Annotated in this window: 16 protein-coding genes and 1 pseudogene; 8 read left to right on the top strand and 9 right to left on the bottom strand. The window is 73.5% G+C overall.

Annotated features, from left to right (window positions below; all coding sequences use genetic code 11):
• Positions 1-97: 97 nt before the first annotated feature.
• The 3 genes from ACFZDE_RS24105 to ACFZDE_RS24115 form a co-directional block, all read right to left on the bottom strand.
• On the bottom strand, positions 98-889 hold the full coding sequence (locus tag ACFZDE_RS24105) for a ribonuclease BN (protein WP_391202845.1): 792 nt from the start codon (positions 887-889) through the stop codon (positions 98-100).
• A 155-nt stretch (positions 890-1,044) separates the two neighbouring features.
• Positions 1,045-1,857, bottom strand: a complete 813-nt coding sequence (locus ACFZDE_RS24110; protein ID WP_391202848.1) for a PaaX family transcriptional regulator C-terminal domain-containing protein — start codon at positions 1,855-1,857, stop codon at positions 1,045-1,047.
• A gap of 15 nt (positions 1,858-1,872) precedes the next feature.
• Positions 1,873-3,483 carry an AMP-binding protein gene (locus tag ACFZDE_RS24115; RefSeq protein ID WP_391202851.1) on the bottom strand — a complete coding sequence of 537 codons (1,611 nt, stop codon included), beginning with the start codon at positions 3,481-3,483 and terminating at the stop codon, positions 1,873-1,875.
• A 127-nt stretch (positions 3,484-3,610) separates the two neighbouring features.
• Here ACFZDE_RS24115 and ACFZDE_RS24120 point away from each other — a divergent pair, with 127 nt between their 5' ends.
• Together ACFZDE_RS24120 and ACFZDE_RS24125 are read left to right on the top strand one after the other, a co-directional pair.
• A complete protein-coding gene (locus ACFZDE_RS24120; protein WP_391202854.1) occupies positions 3,611-5,101 on the top strand; it encodes an acyl-CoA dehydrogenase family protein in 1,491 nt (496 codons plus the stop codon).
• A complete protein-coding gene (locus ACFZDE_RS24125) occupies positions 5,098-5,496 on the top strand; it encodes a Rid family hydrolase (protein WP_391202857.1) in 399 nt (132 codons plus the stop codon). The genes ACFZDE_RS24120 and ACFZDE_RS24125 overlap by 4 nt, the downstream gene beginning before the upstream one ends.
• 37 nt (positions 5,497-5,533) lie before the next feature.
• Here ACFZDE_RS24125 and ACFZDE_RS24130 read toward each other — a convergent pair whose 3' ends face one another.
• A complete protein-coding gene (locus tag ACFZDE_RS24130) occupies positions 5,534-5,728 on the bottom strand; it encodes a DUF5999 family protein (RefSeq protein WP_390994322.1) in 195 nt (64 codons plus the stop codon).
• Between the two features lie 305 nt (positions 5,729-6,033).
• Here ACFZDE_RS24130 and ACFZDE_RS24135 point away from each other — a divergent pair, with 305 nt between their 5' ends.
• The 6 genes from ACFZDE_RS24135 to ACFZDE_RS24160 all read left to right on the top strand — a co-directional run bounded on the left by ACFZDE_RS24135 (position 6,034) and on the right by ACFZDE_RS24160 (position 11,699).
• Positions 6,034-6,474: a DUF6299 family protein gene (locus ACFZDE_RS24135; protein WP_390994975.1), complete on the top strand. Its 441-nt coding sequence runs from the start codon at positions 6,034-6,036 to the stop codon at positions 6,472-6,474.
• 125 nt (positions 6,475-6,599) lie between these two features.
• Positions 6,600-8,189: an ABC transporter substrate-binding protein gene (locus ACFZDE_RS24140; RefSeq protein WP_391202860.1), complete on the top strand. Its 1,590-nt coding sequence runs from the start codon at positions 6,600-6,602 to the stop codon at positions 8,187-8,189.
• Positions 8,190-8,209: 20 nt separating this feature from the next.
• Positions 8,210-9,178 (top strand): ABC transporter permease subunit, encoded by a 969-nt coding sequence (locus ACFZDE_RS24145; protein ID WP_391202863.1) that lies wholly within the window; start codon positions 8,210-8,212, stop codon positions 9,176-9,178.
• The gene (locus tag ACFZDE_RS24150) at positions 9,168-10,067 is read left to right on the top strand and encodes an ABC transporter permease subunit (protein ID WP_391202866.1); all 900 of its coding nucleotides are present in this window, start codon (positions 9,168-9,170) and stop codon (positions 10,065-10,067) included. Before ACFZDE_RS24145 ends, ACFZDE_RS24150 begins: the two co-directional genes overlap by 11 nt.
• Before the next feature lie 62 nt (positions 10,068-10,129).
• Positions 10,130-11,053 carry an oligopeptide/dipeptide ABC transporter ATP-binding protein gene (locus ACFZDE_RS24155; protein WP_391203678.1) on the top strand — a complete coding sequence of 308 codons (924 nt, stop codon included), beginning with the start codon at positions 10,130-10,132 and terminating at the stop codon, positions 11,051-11,053.
• Positions 11,046-11,699: an ATP-binding cassette domain-containing protein gene (locus tag ACFZDE_RS24160; RefSeq protein ID WP_391202869.1), complete on the top strand. Its 654-nt coding sequence runs from the start codon at positions 11,046-11,048 to the stop codon at positions 11,697-11,699. The genes ACFZDE_RS24155 and ACFZDE_RS24160 overlap by 8 nt, the downstream gene beginning before the upstream one ends.
• Positions 11,700-11,707: 8 nt before the next feature.
• On the opposite strand, the gene ACFZDE_RS24165 is transcribed toward ACFZDE_RS24160, so the two are convergent.
• From ACFZDE_RS24165 to ACFZDE_RS24185, 5 genes and pseudogenes are all read right to left on the bottom strand, one after another.
• Positions 11,708-12,007, bottom strand: coding sequence for a hypothetical protein (locus tag ACFZDE_RS24165; RefSeq protein WP_391202872.1), 300 nt, complete (start codon positions 12,005-12,007; stop codon positions 11,708-11,710).
• A 155-nt stretch (positions 12,008-12,162) separates the two neighbouring features.
• Positions 12,163-12,927 (bottom strand): methyltransferase domain-containing protein, encoded by a 765-nt coding sequence (locus ACFZDE_RS24170; protein WP_391202875.1) that lies wholly within the window; start codon positions 12,925-12,927, stop codon positions 12,163-12,165.
• Between the two features lie 102 nt (positions 12,928-13,029).
• On the bottom strand, positions 13,030-14,226 hold the full coding sequence (locus tag ACFZDE_RS24175) for an aminotransferase class V-fold PLP-dependent enzyme (RefSeq protein ID WP_391202878.1): 1,197 nt from the start codon (positions 14,224-14,226) through the stop codon (positions 13,030-13,032).
• 5 nt (positions 14,227-14,231) lie between these two features.
• On the bottom strand, positions 14,232-15,551 hold the full coding sequence (locus ACFZDE_RS24180) for a pyridoxal-phosphate dependent enzyme (RefSeq protein ID WP_391202881.1): 1,320 nt from the start codon (positions 15,549-15,551) through the stop codon (positions 14,232-14,234).
• A pseudogene (locus tag ACFZDE_RS24185) lies at positions 15,548-17,013 on the bottom strand (Y4yA family PLP-dependent enzyme). Before ACFZDE_RS24185 ends, ACFZDE_RS24180 begins: the two are co-directional and overlap by 4 nt.
• Positions 17,014-17,179: the final 166 nt, after the last annotated feature.

Consider the following 17,179-nt stretch of genomic DNA (forward strand, 5'->3'; position numbering starts at 1 on the left):
AAAGCCCCCTGTCGATTCGCATGAGCGTGGGAAGGGATCCAGGAGGCTGGCATGTGCGTTCGTACACAAGCTCCGGCCCGGCCCCGGTCGCCCCGGTCTACTCGGCGTGGTCCCGGTGCCCGTGGTGCTCCAGCACCCAGCGGCCGACGAGCGCGCCGCCGTAGACGACGAATCCCACGCCGATGAGCCAGGACTCCACGACGAGGACGACGCCCATCGCTCCGTAGCTGATGGCGTTGGTGACGATGAGCGGGGTGAAGACGAAGTAGGAGAACATGCGCAGGCCGACCAGGCCGGCCATGGTGGCCAGCGCCCCGGGGAGCAGATCGGTCCAGCGGACCTGCCCGCCCAGCAGGAAGCGCTGCCCCCACCAGAAGAACAGCACACCGGACGCCGAGCTCAGCGCGATCCGCTCCGTTCCCGAGACGATGCTGCGCGTCTGCACCTCCTGGTACAGGTACGCGGTCATCGCGATCATCCACACCGCCTGCCGCCAGACGCGGTGCCACGGGCCCGAGGGCAGGCCCCAGATCCGTTCGTAGGCGTTCTGCACGCTCCCGCCGAAGGCGACACCGAAGACCGCGAGGGCGACCCCGCCGAGCACGCTCGTGGTGCCGATGACCTTGCGCGGCGGGTTGAAGATGTCCGTGAGCACCCGCGCGGACCGCCCGGACAGCCCCATGCCGTCGGCGAGCCACAGGCCGAATCCGCCCCGTCCCAGGGGGTCGGCGGCGGCGACCACGATGAGCAGCGGGGCCAGGGTGACCAGCGCGAGGGTGGCGAACCCCGTGGCCCGGTGCAGCAACTCCACGTCGCGGCCCCGGCGGACGAGGGTGTGCGCACCGGCCCGGTGCCAGCCGACATGCACCGAGCGCCCCCACCGCCTCACGGGAGCCGGTCCGCGCGGGCGCCTGTCGTCCTCGGTGGTGTGGTGACGGTCATCCCTCGGTCCGCCTCCCGGTACGCGCTCCGTCCAGTCGCGGACATCGTTGACCGTTCCATGGCGGGGCAAACGCCGCAAACCGGGCGGCGTCCGGGGGTGAGTCAGAGTCCCACGAACGCCGCCCCCGCGTCCCGCAGCCGCTCGTGCAGCCCCCGGAACACCGTCGCGGAGCGGACCCCCGGCCAGTCGGCGGGAAGCAGCTCGGACGGCAGGCCCGGGTCGGTGTAGGGCAGGTGGCGCCAGGAGTCCAGGGCGAGGAGGTAGTCCCGGTAGGCCTCCTCCGGCGGGGTGTCCTCGCGCTTCTCCCAGTCGCGCAGCACGCGCGCGTGGCGGTCGAGGAACTCCTCGTGCTCCTTGGCGATGGCCGCCAGGTCCCACCAGCGGGCGACGGCCTCCGCGGTCGGGGCGAAGCCGAGGTGGTCACCGCGGAAGAAGTCCACGTACCCGTCGAGCCGCAGCCGCTGGAGGGTGTGCCGGGTCTCCTCGTACAGCCGCGCGGGCGCGATCCACACGCCCGGAGCTGCCGTGCCGAAACCCAGCCCGGCCAGCCGGGAGCGCAGCACGTGCCGCTTCTGCCGCTCCGACTCCGGCACGGAGAACACCGCCAGCACCCAGCCCTCGTCCTCGGGCGGAGCGTCGGCGTAGATGCGACGGTCGCCGTCGTCGAGCAACTGGCGGGCGTCCGGGGACAGTTCGTAACCGGCCGCGCCCTGTGCGGTGCGGGCCGGCACGAGCAGGCCGCGTCTCTTGAGCCGTGACACCGAGGAGCGTACGGACGGGGCGTCCACGCCGGCCGCGGCCAGCAGCCGGATCAGTTCGGCTACCGGCACGGGGCCCGGCACGAAGCGGCCGTACGCGCCGTAGAGCGTGACGATGAGAGACCGTGGTGCATGGTGGTCGGACACGTTGATCATCTTAGGTCGTACGGATCATTCCCGGTCGTCTTCCGGTATCCCCGGGGCCCGCAGCCTGAACCGCTGGAGCTTGCCGGTGGCCGTGCGCGGCAGCGCGTCCAGGAAGACGATCTCGCGCGGGCACTTGTACGGCGCCAGCTCGCTCTTCACGAAGGCGCGCAGCGCCTCGGCGTCCCGTTCCGCGCCTTCCTTCAGGACGGCGAAGGCCAGCACGACCTGCCCGCGGGCCTCGTCGGGCCGTCCCACGACCGCCGCCTCCACCACATCGGGGTGCCGCAGCAGCGCGTCCTCCACCTCGGGTCCGGCGATGTTGTACCCGGCCGAAATGATCATGTCGTCCGCGCGGGCGACGTAGCGGAAGTAGCCGTCGGGGTCGCGGACATAGGTGTCGCCGGTGACGTTCCAGCCGCCGCGCACGTAGTCGCGCTGCCGCGGGTCGGCGAGGTACCGGCAGCCGACCGGCCCGCGCACGGCGAGCAGGCCCGGCTGCCCGTCGGGCACGGGCTCGCCGTCCGCGTCCTGCACCCGCGCCTGCCAGCCCGGCACCGGAACGCCCGTGGTTCCGGGCCGGATCAGGTCGTCCGCCGCGGAGATGAAGATGTGCAGCAGCTCCGTGGCGCCGATGCCGTTGATGACGCGCAGACCCGTGCGCTCGTGCCAGGCCCGCCAGGTGGCCGCCGGCAGGTTCTCGCCGGCCGAGACGCAGCGGCGCAGCGAGGACACGTCGTGCCCGTCGAGCTCGTCGAGCATCGCGCGGTACGCCGTCGGGGCGGTGAACAGCACGGAGACTTGGTGCCGGGCGATGGCGGGCAGCAGCTGCCGGGGCCCGGCCTGTTCGAGCAGCAGCGCGCTCGCGCCGGCGCGCAGCGGGAAGACCACCAGTCCGCCGAGACCGAAGGTGAAGCCCAGCGGGGGGCTGCCGGTGAACACGTCGTCCGGGCCCGGCCTCAGGACGTGCCGGGAGAAGGTGTCGGCGATCGCCAGCACGTCCCGGTGCAGGTGCATACAGCCCTTCGGGCGGCCGGTGGTGCCGGAGGTGAAGGCGATCAGCGCCACGTCGTCCGACGCCGTCGCGACCGCCTCGTACGGGGTGGCGGGTGCCGGGCGGTTGAGCAGGTCGTCCGGGGCGTCACCGCCGTAGGCCGTGATCCGCAGGCCGGGGATCTCGGCCTTGGCCAGGTCGTCGACGGCCCGGACGTCGCACAGTGCGTGCTCCACCCGCGCGATCTCGCACATCGTGCTCAGCTCGTGCGGGCGTTGCTGGGCCAGCACCGTGACCGCCACGGCCCCCGCCTTCAGCACCGCCAGCCAGCACGCCGCGAGCCAGGGGGTGGTGGGGCCGCGCAGCAGCACCCGGTTGCCCGGGACGACGCCGAGCTCGCCGGTGAGCACATGGGCGACGTGGTCCACGCGGGCGCGCAGCTCGCCGTACGTCCATGACGGGCCGCCGTCGCTGAGGAAGGCCGGCCGGTCGTCGGGCGGGCCGGCCAGCAGTTCGGCGGCGCAGTTGAGCCGTTCGGGGTAGTGCAGCTCCGGCAGATCGAAGCGGAGCTCTGGCCATTGGTCCGGGGGTGGCAGATGGTCCCGGGCGAAGGTGTCGACATGGGCCGTGCGCCGTGCGGTCATACGGTTCGCCCCCTCGGCGTGGTGGGCTCGCACTTGGAGCGTATCGTGTTGGTGACGACAGTCAACGGTCCGCGATAGCCTCGGAGTGGCCCAGCCGGAACGCAGGGTGGCGGAGAAGGGACTGGCGATGACCGCATTCTCACTCGAACCGGCACAACTCGCCCGGTGCGCGGAGCTGCGCACCGTGGCGGCGCAACGGCTCCACCCGCTCGCCGACAAGGGGGAACCGGGGCATGTGAACCGCGCCCTGGTCGCCGAGCTCGGCAGCCTCGGCCTGCTCGGCCGCCTGTTCACCTCCGGCGCGCTCGACCTGTGCCTGATGCGCGAGTCCCTCGCGTACGCCTGCACCGAAGCGGAGACGGCCCTGGCTCTCCAGGGCCTCGGCGCCCACCCGGTCCACGCACACGGAACCGAGGCCCAACGCGCCCGCTGGCTCCCCCGGGTCACCACCGGCACGGCGATCGCGGCCTTCGCCCTGAGCGAGCCGGGGGCGGGCTCGGACGCGGCGGCACTGCAACTCCGGGCGGAGGCGGAGGTTCCGGGGGGCGGGGCCCCGAGCCTTCGGGCGGGGGCCGACGCGTCGCGGGGCGGGGCGGCGCCGGGCCGTCCGGGCGGGGCTGACGCGCTCCAGGACGGCGGGGCATCGAGCCTTCGGGCAGGGGCGGACGCGTCGGAGGGCGGGGCGGCGCCGGGCCTCGGAGCGGGGGCGGACGCGCTCCAGGACGGTGGAGCGCCGGGCCTTCGGGCGGACGCGTCGCGGGGCGGCGCGGTATCGGGCCTTGGGGCGGGGGCCGACGCGTCGCGGGGCGGTCGGGCGCAGGGTCGTCGGGTGGAGGCGGACGCGCCCCGGGGCAGTGGCCGGGTGGCGGATGTCGTCGGGCTCGGTGCCGAGCCCGACGGGTCCGCCCGCTGGCGGCTCAGTGGGGAGAAGTGCTGGATCTCCAACGCCCCCGAGGCCGACTTCTACACCGTCTTCGCTCGCACCACCCCGGATGCCGGGGCGCGCGGCGTCACCGCCTTCCTGGTGCCCGCCGACCGGCAGGGCCTGACGGGCCGTGGGCTCGACATGCTCTCGCCGCACCCCATCGGCGCCCTCGACTTCGACGCCGTACCGGTGACGGCCGACGACGTGCTCGGCGAAGTGGACCGCGGCTTCCGGGTCGCCATGGGGACGCTCAACCTGTTCCGGCCCAGCGTCGGCGCGTTCGCGGTCGGTATGGCCCAGGCGGCCCTCGACGCCACCCTCGCCCACACCGCCGGACGGGACGCCTTCGGGGGCAAGCTGCGGGACCTGCAAGCCGTCTCGCACCAGGTCGCCGAGATGGCCCTGCGCACCGAGGCGGCCCGGCTGATGGTGTACGCGGCGGCCTCGGCGTACGACGCGGGCGCCCCGGACGTGCCCCGGCGCTCCGCCATGGCGAAACTGCTCGCCACCGAGACCGCGCAGTACGTCGTCGACACGGCCGTCCAGCTGCACGGCGCCCGCGCGCTGCAACGCGGCCACCTGCTCGAACACCTCTACCGCGAGGTGCGCGCCCCGCGCATCTACGAGGGGGCCAGCGAGGTGCAGCGCGGCATCATCGCCAAGGAGTTGTACGCCCGTCAGGAGGCCCGGTGAGCACCGTACGCGTCAACCCGCCCGAGCTGTCCCCGTCGGCCGGCTTCTCGCACGCCGTCGTGGCGTCCGGGTCGCGGCTGGTGTTCCTCGCCGGGCAGACCGCCCTGGACTCCGACGGCAAGGTCGTCGGCCGCACCCTGCCCGAGCAGTTCGAGCGGGCCCTCACCAACCTGCTGGCCGCCCTCGCGGCGGCCGGTGGCACGCCCTCCGACCTGGCCCGCGTCACCGTCTACGCCACGGATGTCGAGGCGTACCGCACGCACGCACCCGAACTCGGCCGCACCTGGCGCGAGTTGGCCGGTCGCGACTACCCCGCCATGGCGGTCGTCGAAGTCGTCCGGCTGTGGGACGCGGAGGCGATGGTGGAACTGGACGGCTTCGCGGTCCTGCCGTAGCGGGGCCGTCGTACCGCCGTGCGGCGGCGCCCCGGGCTCAGGCCGCGACGGCCAGGCCGGCGGCGCTCACCCGGCGCGGCTGCACCACGCGTCCGTCCGGCAGCAGTTCGCCGGTGTCGTCGAAGACGACCGTCCCGTCGCACAGCAGGCTCCAGCCCTGCTCGGGGCGGGCCGCCACGACATGCGCGGCGGGGGAGTCGGTCGCGGGGCACTGGGGCTGGTGGGCACACATGGCGCACCTCCAAGTCGGCAGGGCCGCCCGAAGGGTTCGGACGACTCGTACAGACAGACCATCCTCCCGTGCGGAACTCATCGGAACGGCCCGGCGGGAAGCGTGACACGCCCAGGACATTCCCCGGACGGTTCCACGACGGCCGGGTCGGACTCGCCACCGAAGGGGTGAGGATCACAGGCGCCGGGCCGGGCGGCCGGTACGAGTGGAAGCCGCAATTCCACTCCTTTCGGGAGGTTTCCCCCATGCGTTCCCCCATGCGTTCGCCCATGCGTTCCCCCTTGTGTTCCCGCACGCGTTCCCCCCTGCGTGTCCGTCCCCTTCTCGGCGCGGCGGCCGGTGCCGCGCTGCTCCTGCTCACCGGCGTCGGCGCGGCGCCCGCCACCGCGTCCGTCCTCGCCCCGACCGGCTCGGTGACGGTCGACACCGTCGGCCGGATCACTGCGGACGGCACCGTCACCCTCTCCGGCACCTACCGCTGCGTGAGCTCCAGCGGCCCGGTCTTCGTCAGCTCCTCCGTCAGCCAGGGCGCCTCCACGACCCGTCACGGCGTCGGCGGCACCCGGGCCGTGTGCGACGGGGCGGAGCACCGCTGGGTGAACACCGGCCAGGTCACGCCCGGCGCGCTGGTGGCCGGAGCCGCCCGCGTCGAGGCCACCCTGATGGAGCTGCGCACCTTCAGCGGCCTGCCGCTGCCCAGCTTCCACGCCGTCCAGGGGCAGGACATCACCCTGACCCAGGCCTGAGCGCGGGGCGATACGAAACGGCGGGCGGCCCGGCTTCGGGCCGCCCGCCGGTCCTGTTTTAATGGCGATGCCAATTGCGATCTGTTTGCAACAACATGACTAGAGCAACAAGGGTGTGAGGTCACATGTCGACCCGTCGGATACGAGGGGCCGCCGTCACGGCGGCGCTGGCCGCGGCGGTCACCGCCTGCTCGGCCCCCAGCGGCGGCGGCTCCGGCGACGGCAAGTCCGGCGACTCCGTCGTACTCGGGGTGGCCACCGAGCCGGACACCCTCAGCCCGCTGCTCGGCTACGGCAAGGACGGCAACTCCAAGATCTTCGACGGGCTCCTGGCCCGCGACGCCGACCTGAAGCTGAAGCCCGCGCTGGCGTCCGGACTGCCGAAGATCACCGACGGTGGCCGCACCTACACCTACACCCTGCGCGACGGGGTCGAGTTCAGCGACGGCGAGCCCCTGACACCCGCCGACGTCGTCTACACGTACCGGACCGCCCTCGACCCGAAGACCAACAACACCTTCAAGAGCGAGCTGGACGCGGTCGAGGAGGTGAAGGCGAGCGGCGACGACAAGGTCGTCTTCACGCTGAAGTACCCCTACGCGCCCTTCGCCGCCCGCACGATCCTGCCCATCGTCCCCGAGCACATCGCGGGGGAGCAGGACCCCAACACCGGCTCCTTCAACACCAAGCCGGTCGGCACCGGCCCGTACGTCCTCACCGGCTGGAGCAAGGGCGAGAAGCTCACCTTCGAGGCCAACCCCCGCTACTGGGGCGGCAAGCCCACGGTGCGCGGCTTCACCATGGCGGTCATCGCCGACGACGACGTACGCGCCACCCGCCTGCGATCCGGCGACCTCGACGGCGCGGTCCTCCCGCCCAACCTCGCCGCCACGTTCAAGGGCGACGACACCAAGCGCACCTACCAGGCCCGCTCCTACGACTTCCGGGCCGTCACACTCCCCACCGCGCACCAGGTCACCGGCGACCGCGCGATCCGGCGGGCCCTCGACGCGGCCGTGGACCGCGAGGCCATGACCGCCAAGATCCTCGACGGCGCGGGCCGCCCCGCCTACGGGCCGCTGCCCGTCGACGACCCCGCCTTCAGCAAGGGCATCGAACGCACCCGCGACCTCGCCAAGGCCGGGAAGATCCTGGACGAGGCCGGCTGGAAGCCCGGCAAGGACGGCGTCCGCAACCGGGACGGACAGCGGGCGTCCTTCAATCTGCTCTACCCCTCCGGCGACAAGGTCCGCCAGGACCACGCCCTCGCGTACGCCTCCGACGCCAAGAAGGCCGGCATCGACGTGAAGGTGGAGAGCGCCACCTGGGAGGTCATCGAGCCCCGCATGAAGGACACCGCCGTCCTCGCGGGCTTCGGCAGCACCGGCGACCCCGACTTCGGCCTCTACACCCTGCTGCACTCCTCCCTCGCCGGCGACGGCTTCAACAACATGGCCCGCTACGACAACCCGGCCGTGGACCGCGCCCTCGACGACGGCCGCCGCAGCCAGGACCCGGCCGAGCGCAAGTCCGCCTACGGCAAGCTCCAGCGGGCCCTGGTGCAGGACCCCGGCTACACCTTCCTCACCCACATCGACCACCTCTACGTGCTGGCCGACCGCTGGGACGGCCTGAACACCCAGCTGGAGCCGCACGAACACGGCTTCGCCAGCGGCCCCTGGTGGAACATCGAGGACTGGCAGCCGAAGAAGTGACCCGACTCCCCTGGGGAGCGATGGCACGACTGGCGGGACGGCGGGCCCTGTTCGCCGTCCCCGTCCTGCTCGTCGTCACCTTCGGCGTCTTCGCCATCGCCGCCGCCTCCCCGTTCGACCCCGTCAAGGCCTACGCCGGCACCGCCGCGCTCGGCGCCGACCAGCAGACCCTGGACCGGTTGCGCGAGAACCTCGGCGTGGACCAGCCCTTCGCCGCCCGCTGGTGGCACTGGCTGACCTCCGCGCTCACCGGCGACCTCGGCCACTCCGTCGTCATGCGGCAGCCGGTCGCCCAGGTCATCGGCGAACGGCTCGTGTGGTCCGCACTCCTGTGCGCCGTCGCCTTCGCCGCCGCCGTCCTGGCGGGCACCCTGCTCGGCGTACTCGCCGCGCGCCGCCCCGGCTCGCTCGTCGACCGCACCGTCACCTCCCTCGCGTACACCCTGGAGGCGGCGCCGGTCTTCTGGATCGCCCTGCTCGCCATCTGGCTGTTCGCCCTCCAGTGGGACGTGCTGCCGGCGGGCGGCCTGACCGACACCGGCAGCGCACAGGTCACGCCCGGCCAGGTCGCCGGCCATCTCGTCCTGCCCGCCGGTGTCCTCGCCGCGTCCCAACTGCCGTGGTTCACCCTGTACGTCCGCCAGGGCGTCGGCGACGCCCTCGCGGAGGACCCGGTGCGCGGCGCCCGGGCCCGGGGCCTGAGCGAGCACACCGTCCTGCTCGGCCACGCCCTGCGCTCCGGGCTGCTGCCGGTGCTCACGCTCATCGGCTCCCGCGTCCCCGAACTCATCACCGGCGCCCTGCTGGTGGAGAGCGTCTTCAGCTGGCCGGGCATCGCCGCCGCCACCGTCGAGGCGGCCACCGCCGTCGACTTCCCGCTGCTCGCCGCCCTGACGACACTGGCCACCGCCGCCGTGCTCGCCGGGAACCTGCTCGCCGACCTGCTCTACGGACTGTTCGACCCGAGGGTGAAGCTCAGTGACATGTGACGCCCCGGCGCCCGCCGACGCCCCCACCGAGCCCGAATGGCGCTCACACGGCCCCCAGCGCCGCTCCACCCGCGCCCTGCGCGTGCGCACCTCCGCCGCGCTGATGACCGCGACCGTCCTCGCCGTGCTGCTCGTACCGCCGCTGGTCCAGCTCGACCAGCAGGCCGTCGACCTCGCCGCCAAGCTGCGACCACCCTCCTGGGCGCACCCGTTCGGCACCGACGACGTCGGCCGCGACCTGCTGCTGCGCTGCGTCTACGGCCTGCGGGTGTCGCTGCTCGTCGGAGTGGCGGCGGCGCTGACCGCCACCGTGGTCGGCACGGCCGTGGGCGCCGCGGCCGGTGCGCTGGGCGGCTGGGCCGACCGGGCCCTGATGCGGATCGTCGACACCTTCTCCTCCGTGCCGCACCTGCTGCTCGGCATCTTCATCGTCGCCATGTTCCGACCCGGCGTGTGGCCGGTGGTCATCTCGGTCGCGCTGACCCACTGGCTGTCCACGGCCCGGATCGTGCGCGCCGAGGTGCTGTCGCTGCGGTCGCGGCCGTACATCGACGCGGCCGTCTCCGGCGGGGCGTCCCGGTGGCGGGTTACCGTACGGCACCTGCTGCCCGCCGTCCTTCCGCAGGCCGCGCTCGCCGCCGTGCTGATGGTGCCGCACGCCATGTGGCACGAGTCGGCCCTGTCCTTCCTCGGCCTCGGGCTGCCCACCCACACGGCGAGCCTCGGCACCCTCATCCAGGGCGCCCGCGGCTCCCTCCTCGCGGGCCAGTGGTGGCCCACCCTCTTCCCCGGCCTCTTCCTCATCGTCCCCACCCTCGCCGTCGCCGGACTCGCCGGGGCCTGGCGGGAGCGGATCAACCCACGTCACCGATCGGAGCTGATGCTGTGAGCGCCGGAACGGAGTCCACGACCCCCGTGCTGTCCGTGCGCGGCCTGTCCGTACGGTTCCTGATGCCCGGCGGGCGGCGCGTCGCCGCCGTCACCGACGCGCGCTTCGACGTGGCGCCCGGCGAGTGCCTGGCCCTGATCGGGGAGAGCGGCTGCGGCAAGTCCGTGCTGGCCTCCGCCCTGCTCGGACTGCTCCCCGGCAACGCCCGGACCGCCGGCTCGGCCCTGCTCGGCGACCTGGACCTGCTCATGGCCGACGAGCGGACCCTCGCCCGCACCGTACGAGGACGGCTCATCGGCCTCGTACCGCAGAGCCCGGCCGCCCACCTCACACCGGTCCGCACCGTCCGCTCCCAACTGGAGGAGACGGTGGCCGCGTTGACCGCGACCCGGGGCCGCGCCGCCCTGCGCGTGGCCGCCGAGGCCGCCGCCGCACGGGCCGCGTTCCCCGCCGACCACCTCGACCGCCACCCCCACCAGCTGTCCGGCGGCCTCGCCCAGCGCGCCGCCACCGCCCTCGCCCTGGTCGGCGGCGCGCCCCTGCTGCTCGCCGACGAACCGACCACCGGACTCGACCGCGACCTCGTGGACCGTACGGTCGACGAACTGCGGCGGCACATCGACGAACCGGGCGAGAACGGCGGCCGACGGGCCCTGCTGATGATCACCCACGACCTGGCGGCCGCCGAGCGCATCGCCGACCGGGTCGCGGTCATGTACGCGGGACGGATCGTCGAACTCGCCGACGCCGCGGCCTTCTTCGGCGAACCAGGCCCCCGCCACCCCTACAGTCGCGCCCTGCTCCAGGCCCTGCCCGACCGCGCGTTCACCCCGCTGCCCGGCCTGCCGCCCGAACTGGGCGACCTCCCGCCGGGCTGTGCCTTCGCCGCCCGCTGCGACCGGGCCACCGGCACCTGCGCCGCCCCGCCGCCCGCTGGCCCGGTCGCCTGCCACCACCCGCACGTGCCGGAGGACGCCCGTGCTTGAACTGCGCTCCATCACCGCCGGATACACCAGGAACGCCCCGGTGGTCCGGGACGTCTCCCTCACCGTCGCCGCGGGCGAGTCCGTCGGCCTGCTCGGCCCGAGCGGCTGCGGCAAGTCCACTCTCGCGCGGGTCGCCGCCCTGCTGCACCGCCCCGACTCCGGCACCCTGCTCCTCGACGGCGAGCCCGTTCGGCACTGGCGGCACCGCGCCCCCCGCGCCCTGCGCACCACCTTCGGGGTCGTCTTCCAGCAGGCCAGGCTCTCCGCGGACCCCCGGCTGCCGCTCACCGACCTGATCGCCGAACCCCTGCGGGCCACCGGCCGCGGCAGGGAAGCCGACGACCGGCTCGCCGAGCTGGCCCCCGCCGTCGGCCTCACTCCCGACCTGCTCACCAGGCGGCCGCACGAGGTCAGCGACGGCCAGCTGCAACGCGCCTGCCTCGCCCGGGCTCTGGTGCTGCGCCCCCGCCTGCTGGTGTGCGACGAGATGACCGCGATGCTCGACGCCTCCACGGCGGCGGCCCTGGTCGCGGCCGTCGAGCGCTACCGGGCCTCGACCGGCGCCGCCCTGCTGGCCGTCGGCCACGACCGCACCCTGCTGGAGCGCTGGTGCGACCGCACCGTCCACTGGGGCGCCCTGACCTGAGGGCCGCGTCAGTGGTCGTCCCAGTGGCCCTCGTGGGCGGCGTGGCGGTGGCCGTCGTGCACGTAGTCCGTGTGGTCGCCGTGCCGTACGGCCAGGTGGCCGCAGTCGTCGCCGTGCTCGTGGTCGTGGTTGCGGTGCACCGTGTGGCGGCCGTCCGCGCACTCGTCGGCCTGCCCGTCGTGCATCCGGTGGATGTGGCCGTCATGGGCGTAGTCGGTGTGGTCACCGTGGGTGAAGGCGAGGTGGCCGCAGTCGTCGCCGTGGGCGTGCGCGTGGTTGTCGTGGGTGCGGTGCTCGGCGGTGGTCATGGGGGCTCCTCGTGGGGGGGGGCGGGGGAGTGCCGCTCGGGGCGTCTTCGCCGGGGGCGGCCGTCGGCATCACCGTGCGGTGACACCTGCATGCATGGTCGGCAGACCGGCCCCTGCCCGCCATCCGGCGCGGGGCGCCCGGGTGAGGCACCGGGTCAGCGCACCGCCACGACCACGCAGCTGTCCCCGTACTGCCAGACCGGCCCGGCCGTGCCGAATCCCGCCTCCCGGAGCAGCTCCAGATGCGCGCGGAGGGGGAGCTCGGCGGGGCGTCCGGTGCCGAGGAGGGCGTCCCGCCGTCGGCGTTCCGCGAGGAGGTCGGCCAGCTCCGGATCCTCGCCGACGGCGGCCCACCAGGCGCCCCAGTCCTCGTGGACGAACACGCGCTGCCGTTCGGCCCGGCACCGCCCGACGTGGGCCGCGATCCCGGCCGGGCCCTGCTCGCCCTGCGGGAGGTGGTCGCCGTTGACGAGGACGCCGCCGGGACGCATCAGCACGGCGAGCTGCCGGTAGACGCCGAGCAGGGTGTCGCGGTCGAGGTAGTGCAGGGCCGTCGTGGAGACCGCCGCGTCCAGGGGCCGGTCCAGCTCAAGCGCCCATGTCCAGCCACGGGCGCCGATCTCGGCGTCGACGTAACGGGCCGCGTCCGGGTGGTGGGTGCGGCCCAGCTCCAGCAGGACGGGGTCCCGGTCCACGGCCACGATCTCGGCGTCCGGCAGCCGCCGGACGAGCCGGGCCGCGAGGGAACCCGGCCCGCATCCCAGGTCCACGACGAGCGGCGGGGCCGAGCGCCCCGCCGTGACATGCTCGACGACATCGGCGATCACCGTGAACCGCTCCTCGCGGTCGACGGCGTACCGCTGCTGCTGGAGCTCCCAGCGCTCCACCCAACGCTCCGCCGTCTCCAGACTCAGCCCCATCCGGTCGCGCCACCTCGCCGTCTCGCACCTGACACCTGCCCGCCCGAGCCTACAGGTGGAAACGGTTCCCATTACGCCTTACGGTCGCGCGGGACGGGCCGGTCAGGCGAGCGAGGCGAGAACCGACAGCAGCCGGTCGATCTCCTCACCCGTGTTGTACACATGCAGACTCACCCGCACCGAACCGGTCTTCTCGCCCGCGTCGCCCTGGCAGTGATGGTCGGAACGGACCATGAAACCGTGGCTGAACAGGATGAACCCCAGGTCGCCCGAGTCGATGCCGCGATGCCGCAGGGTCACGATGCCCTGCCGCCGCTGTACCTTCGAGCCGGCGGCCAGGCTGAGCGGGCAGCCGAGGATCTCGTAGGCGTCCATCCGCCGCAGCCCCTCGGTGAGCCGCGTCGCCAGTTCGGACGTCCAGCGCTCGATCCGGTCGACACCGGCCGCGTCCAGCCAGTCCAGAGCCGCCTCCAGCGAGGCGATGCCCACCGTGTTCGGGGTGCCGCTCCAGCCGCCGGGCACGAAGGCCGGCCCGCGCTCCTGCCGGGCCCACACCGCCCCGGAACCGGGCAGGGCCAGCGCCTTGTGCCCGGAGAACACGACGAAGTCCACATCCAGCGCGGCGACCGACACCGGCAGATGACCCACACTCTGCGCGGCGTCCAGACAGATGACCGCCTCGGGGCCGACGGCCTCGCGGATGCGCCCCACGTTCATGTCACCGCCGTACACGTGGTGCACATGGGTGGTGGCGACGAACCGCGTGCGCGGGCCCGCCCGTTCGGCCAGCGCCCGGTGGTCGTAGTCCCCGGAGCCGCTCTGGTACGGCATCGGCACCACCCGGATACGCACGCCCTCCCGCGCGAGCAGACCCCGCACCTCCAGCCACGGCGTGATGTTGGCCTGGTGGTCGGCGTCCGGCACGACGATCTCGTCGCCGTCGCGCAGGAACCCCGGCAGCCAGTCGCGGGCGACCGCGCGCAGCCCCTCGGTGGTGCCGCTCGTGAAATGGACGGCGGAACCCTCCGGCCGGGGGTCCCCGAGGAAGCGGGCCACGCGCTCGCGGGTGCGCTCCACCAGCTCCGTCGTCCGGTTGGCCCAGGTGTAGGTGCCGCGCGCCGCGTTGGCGTTGGACGTGGTCAGATACGTCTGCACCGCCTCCAGCACGGCCCGCGGCTTCTGCGCCGTGGCCGCGCTGTCCAGATAGGCGAGCTCGGGGTGCCCGGTGACGATGGGGAACTCCTCGCGCAGCGCCCGCTGCCAGGCGCGCTGATCCTCGCGGGTGATCGACGCGGTCATGCCGGTCAGTCCCGCACCAGAGGGGCGCCCGCGTCCCGCCAGGCGATGATGCCGCCGGCCAGGCTGCGCACGTCCGGGTGACCCATCCGGGTCAGCAGCGCCGCGTACCGCGCGGACTGCTCACCGACCGGGCAGGCCAGCAGCACCGGTTGGCTCCGGCTGAACGGCAGCCCGCCCCGCAGGAGTTCGGCGAACAGCTCGTCGACGATGTTGACCGACCCGTCGATGTGCAGTGCCGCGTACGCGAACGGGCTGCGCAGGTCGACCACGAGCGGCCGGTCGGTGCCGATCCAGCGCCGGGCGTCCGCCACGCCGATCGACGGCGCCGCGCCGACCTCGGCGTCCGACAGATCGGCCGGCGAGTTCTTCCGGGGCGGCCGGCCCAGCAGATCGGGGCGCCGCTGCCGGACATAGCTCAGATAGCTCTCCACGCGGTCGCAGACGATGAACACCGCCGTCCGGCGCTCGGTCAACTCCTCGTCCACGGACCGCAGATGACGGACCGCGCCGAAGTACGCGGCCCCTCCGGTCGGGCCGCCGAGGATGCCGCAGCGGCGATTCAGGATGAGCATGCCCTCGATCGCCTCATCGGCGCTCACCGACTCCATCACGTCGTACGTCTCCGGGTCGAACAGGCCGACCTCCTGCACCTCGTCGATGGTGCGGATCCCCGGGATGAAGTCGGACTTGGCCCCGACCAGCCCGAGCACCCGCACCGACGGGTCCTCCTCGCGCAGGGCGCGGGCGACCCCCGTGGAGGAACCGGCGGTGCCCACGCAGGCGACGAACCAGTCCGGGACCCGGCCGTCCAGGTCCTTGACGATCTCCGGCCCGGTGCCGGTCAGATGGGCCTCGGTGTTGCGCGGGTTGAAGTACTGGTCGGTGTGCAGACAGGCGCTGCCGGAAGCCGACAGCGTCCGGTGGAACAGCGTCAGCGGATCATCCGTGGCGGTGGGGTCCAGGCACTCGCTCTGCCCCGGCAGCTCCTCGATCTCCGCGCCGAGCAGCAGCAGGAGGTCCTTGATCTCCGGGACCCGCATCCGGTTGGTGACGCTCTTGAAACCCAGGCCGTGCATGCCCGCGATGACCGCGAGGGCTTTGGCCGTGTTACCGCTGGACAACTCCACCACCTGGCTGCCCTGTTCGACCGCCTCCTCCAGCAGCGGCCGCGCCATGCCCCAGGCGGCCCGGTCCTTGACCGAGCCGAACGGGTTGAGCATCTCCAGCTTGGCGTACAGGTCGATGTTCCGCAGGCCGTGCACGGCCGGGTCGATCCGCACCAGCGGGGTGTTGCCTATCGCCTCGGTGATGCTGTCGTACCTCACTGGGCTCCCCTCGAAGGCGTGATCGGCCAGAACTGGTCGTCGAGGCACCAGCGCCACGCGTCGCCGTCCTGCCAGGCGGCGACCTTGCGGGCGGCGGGCTGCTGCTGGGCGCGCGTGGCGTGGAAGTCCATGGCGTAACCCGCGGTGTTGGCGAAGGCGAGCAGGTCACCGGGTTCCGGGCGGCGCGGCAGGAACACCGTGCGCCGCGTGATGAGGTCGGTCTCCAGGCAGAGGCTCCCGAAGAGGTGCACGGCGACGGGTCCCTCACCCGGCCCGGCGCCGCTTCCGGGAACGACGAGCGGGTCCATCAGCACTCCGTGGTCCTCCAGGGCGATGTCGTCCGCCTTCGCGGCCAGCCGTACCAGCAGTTCCCCGCCGGGCTGTGGGCCGCGGACCTCCAGAACCCGCGCCAGGGTGAGGCCGCACTGGTCCAGCAGGGCCCGGCCGGGCTCGGTGTGCAGGTCGTACAGGTGCTCCAGCAGCAGCGCGGCCAGCGGGCGCCCGCCCATGGAGGCGGCGGGCTGGGCCAGCAGCTCGTCCAGATAGGCGGCGCCGGCGACCGGGCGTGGGCGGGGTAGAGGCCCAGCGTGCCGCGCAGGGTGCCGGAGTCGTCGCGCAGCCCGTAGCCGTGCCCGCCCCACGTCAGGGGCGGACGCCGGCCGAGGACAGCCGCGGTGAGTTCGCTGGTGTACTCCTCCCACTGCTCCCGCTCGGCGAGATAGCTGACGCCGAACCCGCCGCCGATGTCCACGGCCCGGGGCCGCAACCCCCGGTCCCGGCACAACTCCAGTGCGGCCAGGCACCCTTCGAGCGCCGTCGCCTTCTCGGTGACACTCGTGGTGTCCAGATGGAAGGCCACCCCCGTGGCGTCGACCGCGTCACCGTGCCGCTCCACCGCCTTCAGCAGCAGCTCCAACTCCCGTACCGGCGTGCCGAAACGGCTGCGCCGGCTCAGCACCTTCACCCCCGACGTCTCGAAGCCCGACAGCCGCAGCAGCACCCGCACCGGGGCGAGCCCGTGCTCGCGTACCACGGCCGCGAGCCGGTCCAGCTCGCCGGCGCCGTCGACACCGACCGTGACCCCCGCACGCGCCGCCAGCCACAGGAACTCGGGGTTCTTCGGCCCGGTGGCCGTGATCCGGTCGGCGCCGAACCCGGCACCCAGCGCGTGCTGCAACTCGCCCAGGGACGCCACGTCCACGCCCGCGTCCGTCGCGGCGAGCCGGCGCAGCAGCGCGCTGGAGCGGTTGGCCTTGTGGGCGTAGAAGACCTGCCCCGACAGGTGGTGCGCCCGGTACACCGACCGGAACCGCTCCAGATTCCCGGCGATCTGGTCCGGCACCACGACGTGCACGGGTGAACCGAGTGCGTCGACGATCGAGTGCAGCGTGCCGTGCGCCGCCACGAGCGATCTCAGCCGTGGCTCCAGCCGCGGTTGGAGATACAAGGGCCGGCCGTCCATGCGCGCTCCCCCTCCTGAAGCCGCTGCGCCCGGCATCCGGGCACGTCGGACACTCCCCGCGTTTCGCCGTATAGCCCCTATCCATTCTTCGGTCGCTTTACGCCCTGTTAGGCCCGGACCCGGTTGCACGCCGGTGACATTCGGGACGGATCCGTAGCGGGCGTAC

The sequence above is a fragment of the Streptomyces sp. NPDC007929 genome (genome assembly GCF_042959065.1).
GTDB lineage: Bacteria > Actinomycetota > Actinomycetes > Streptomycetales > Streptomycetaceae > Streptomyces.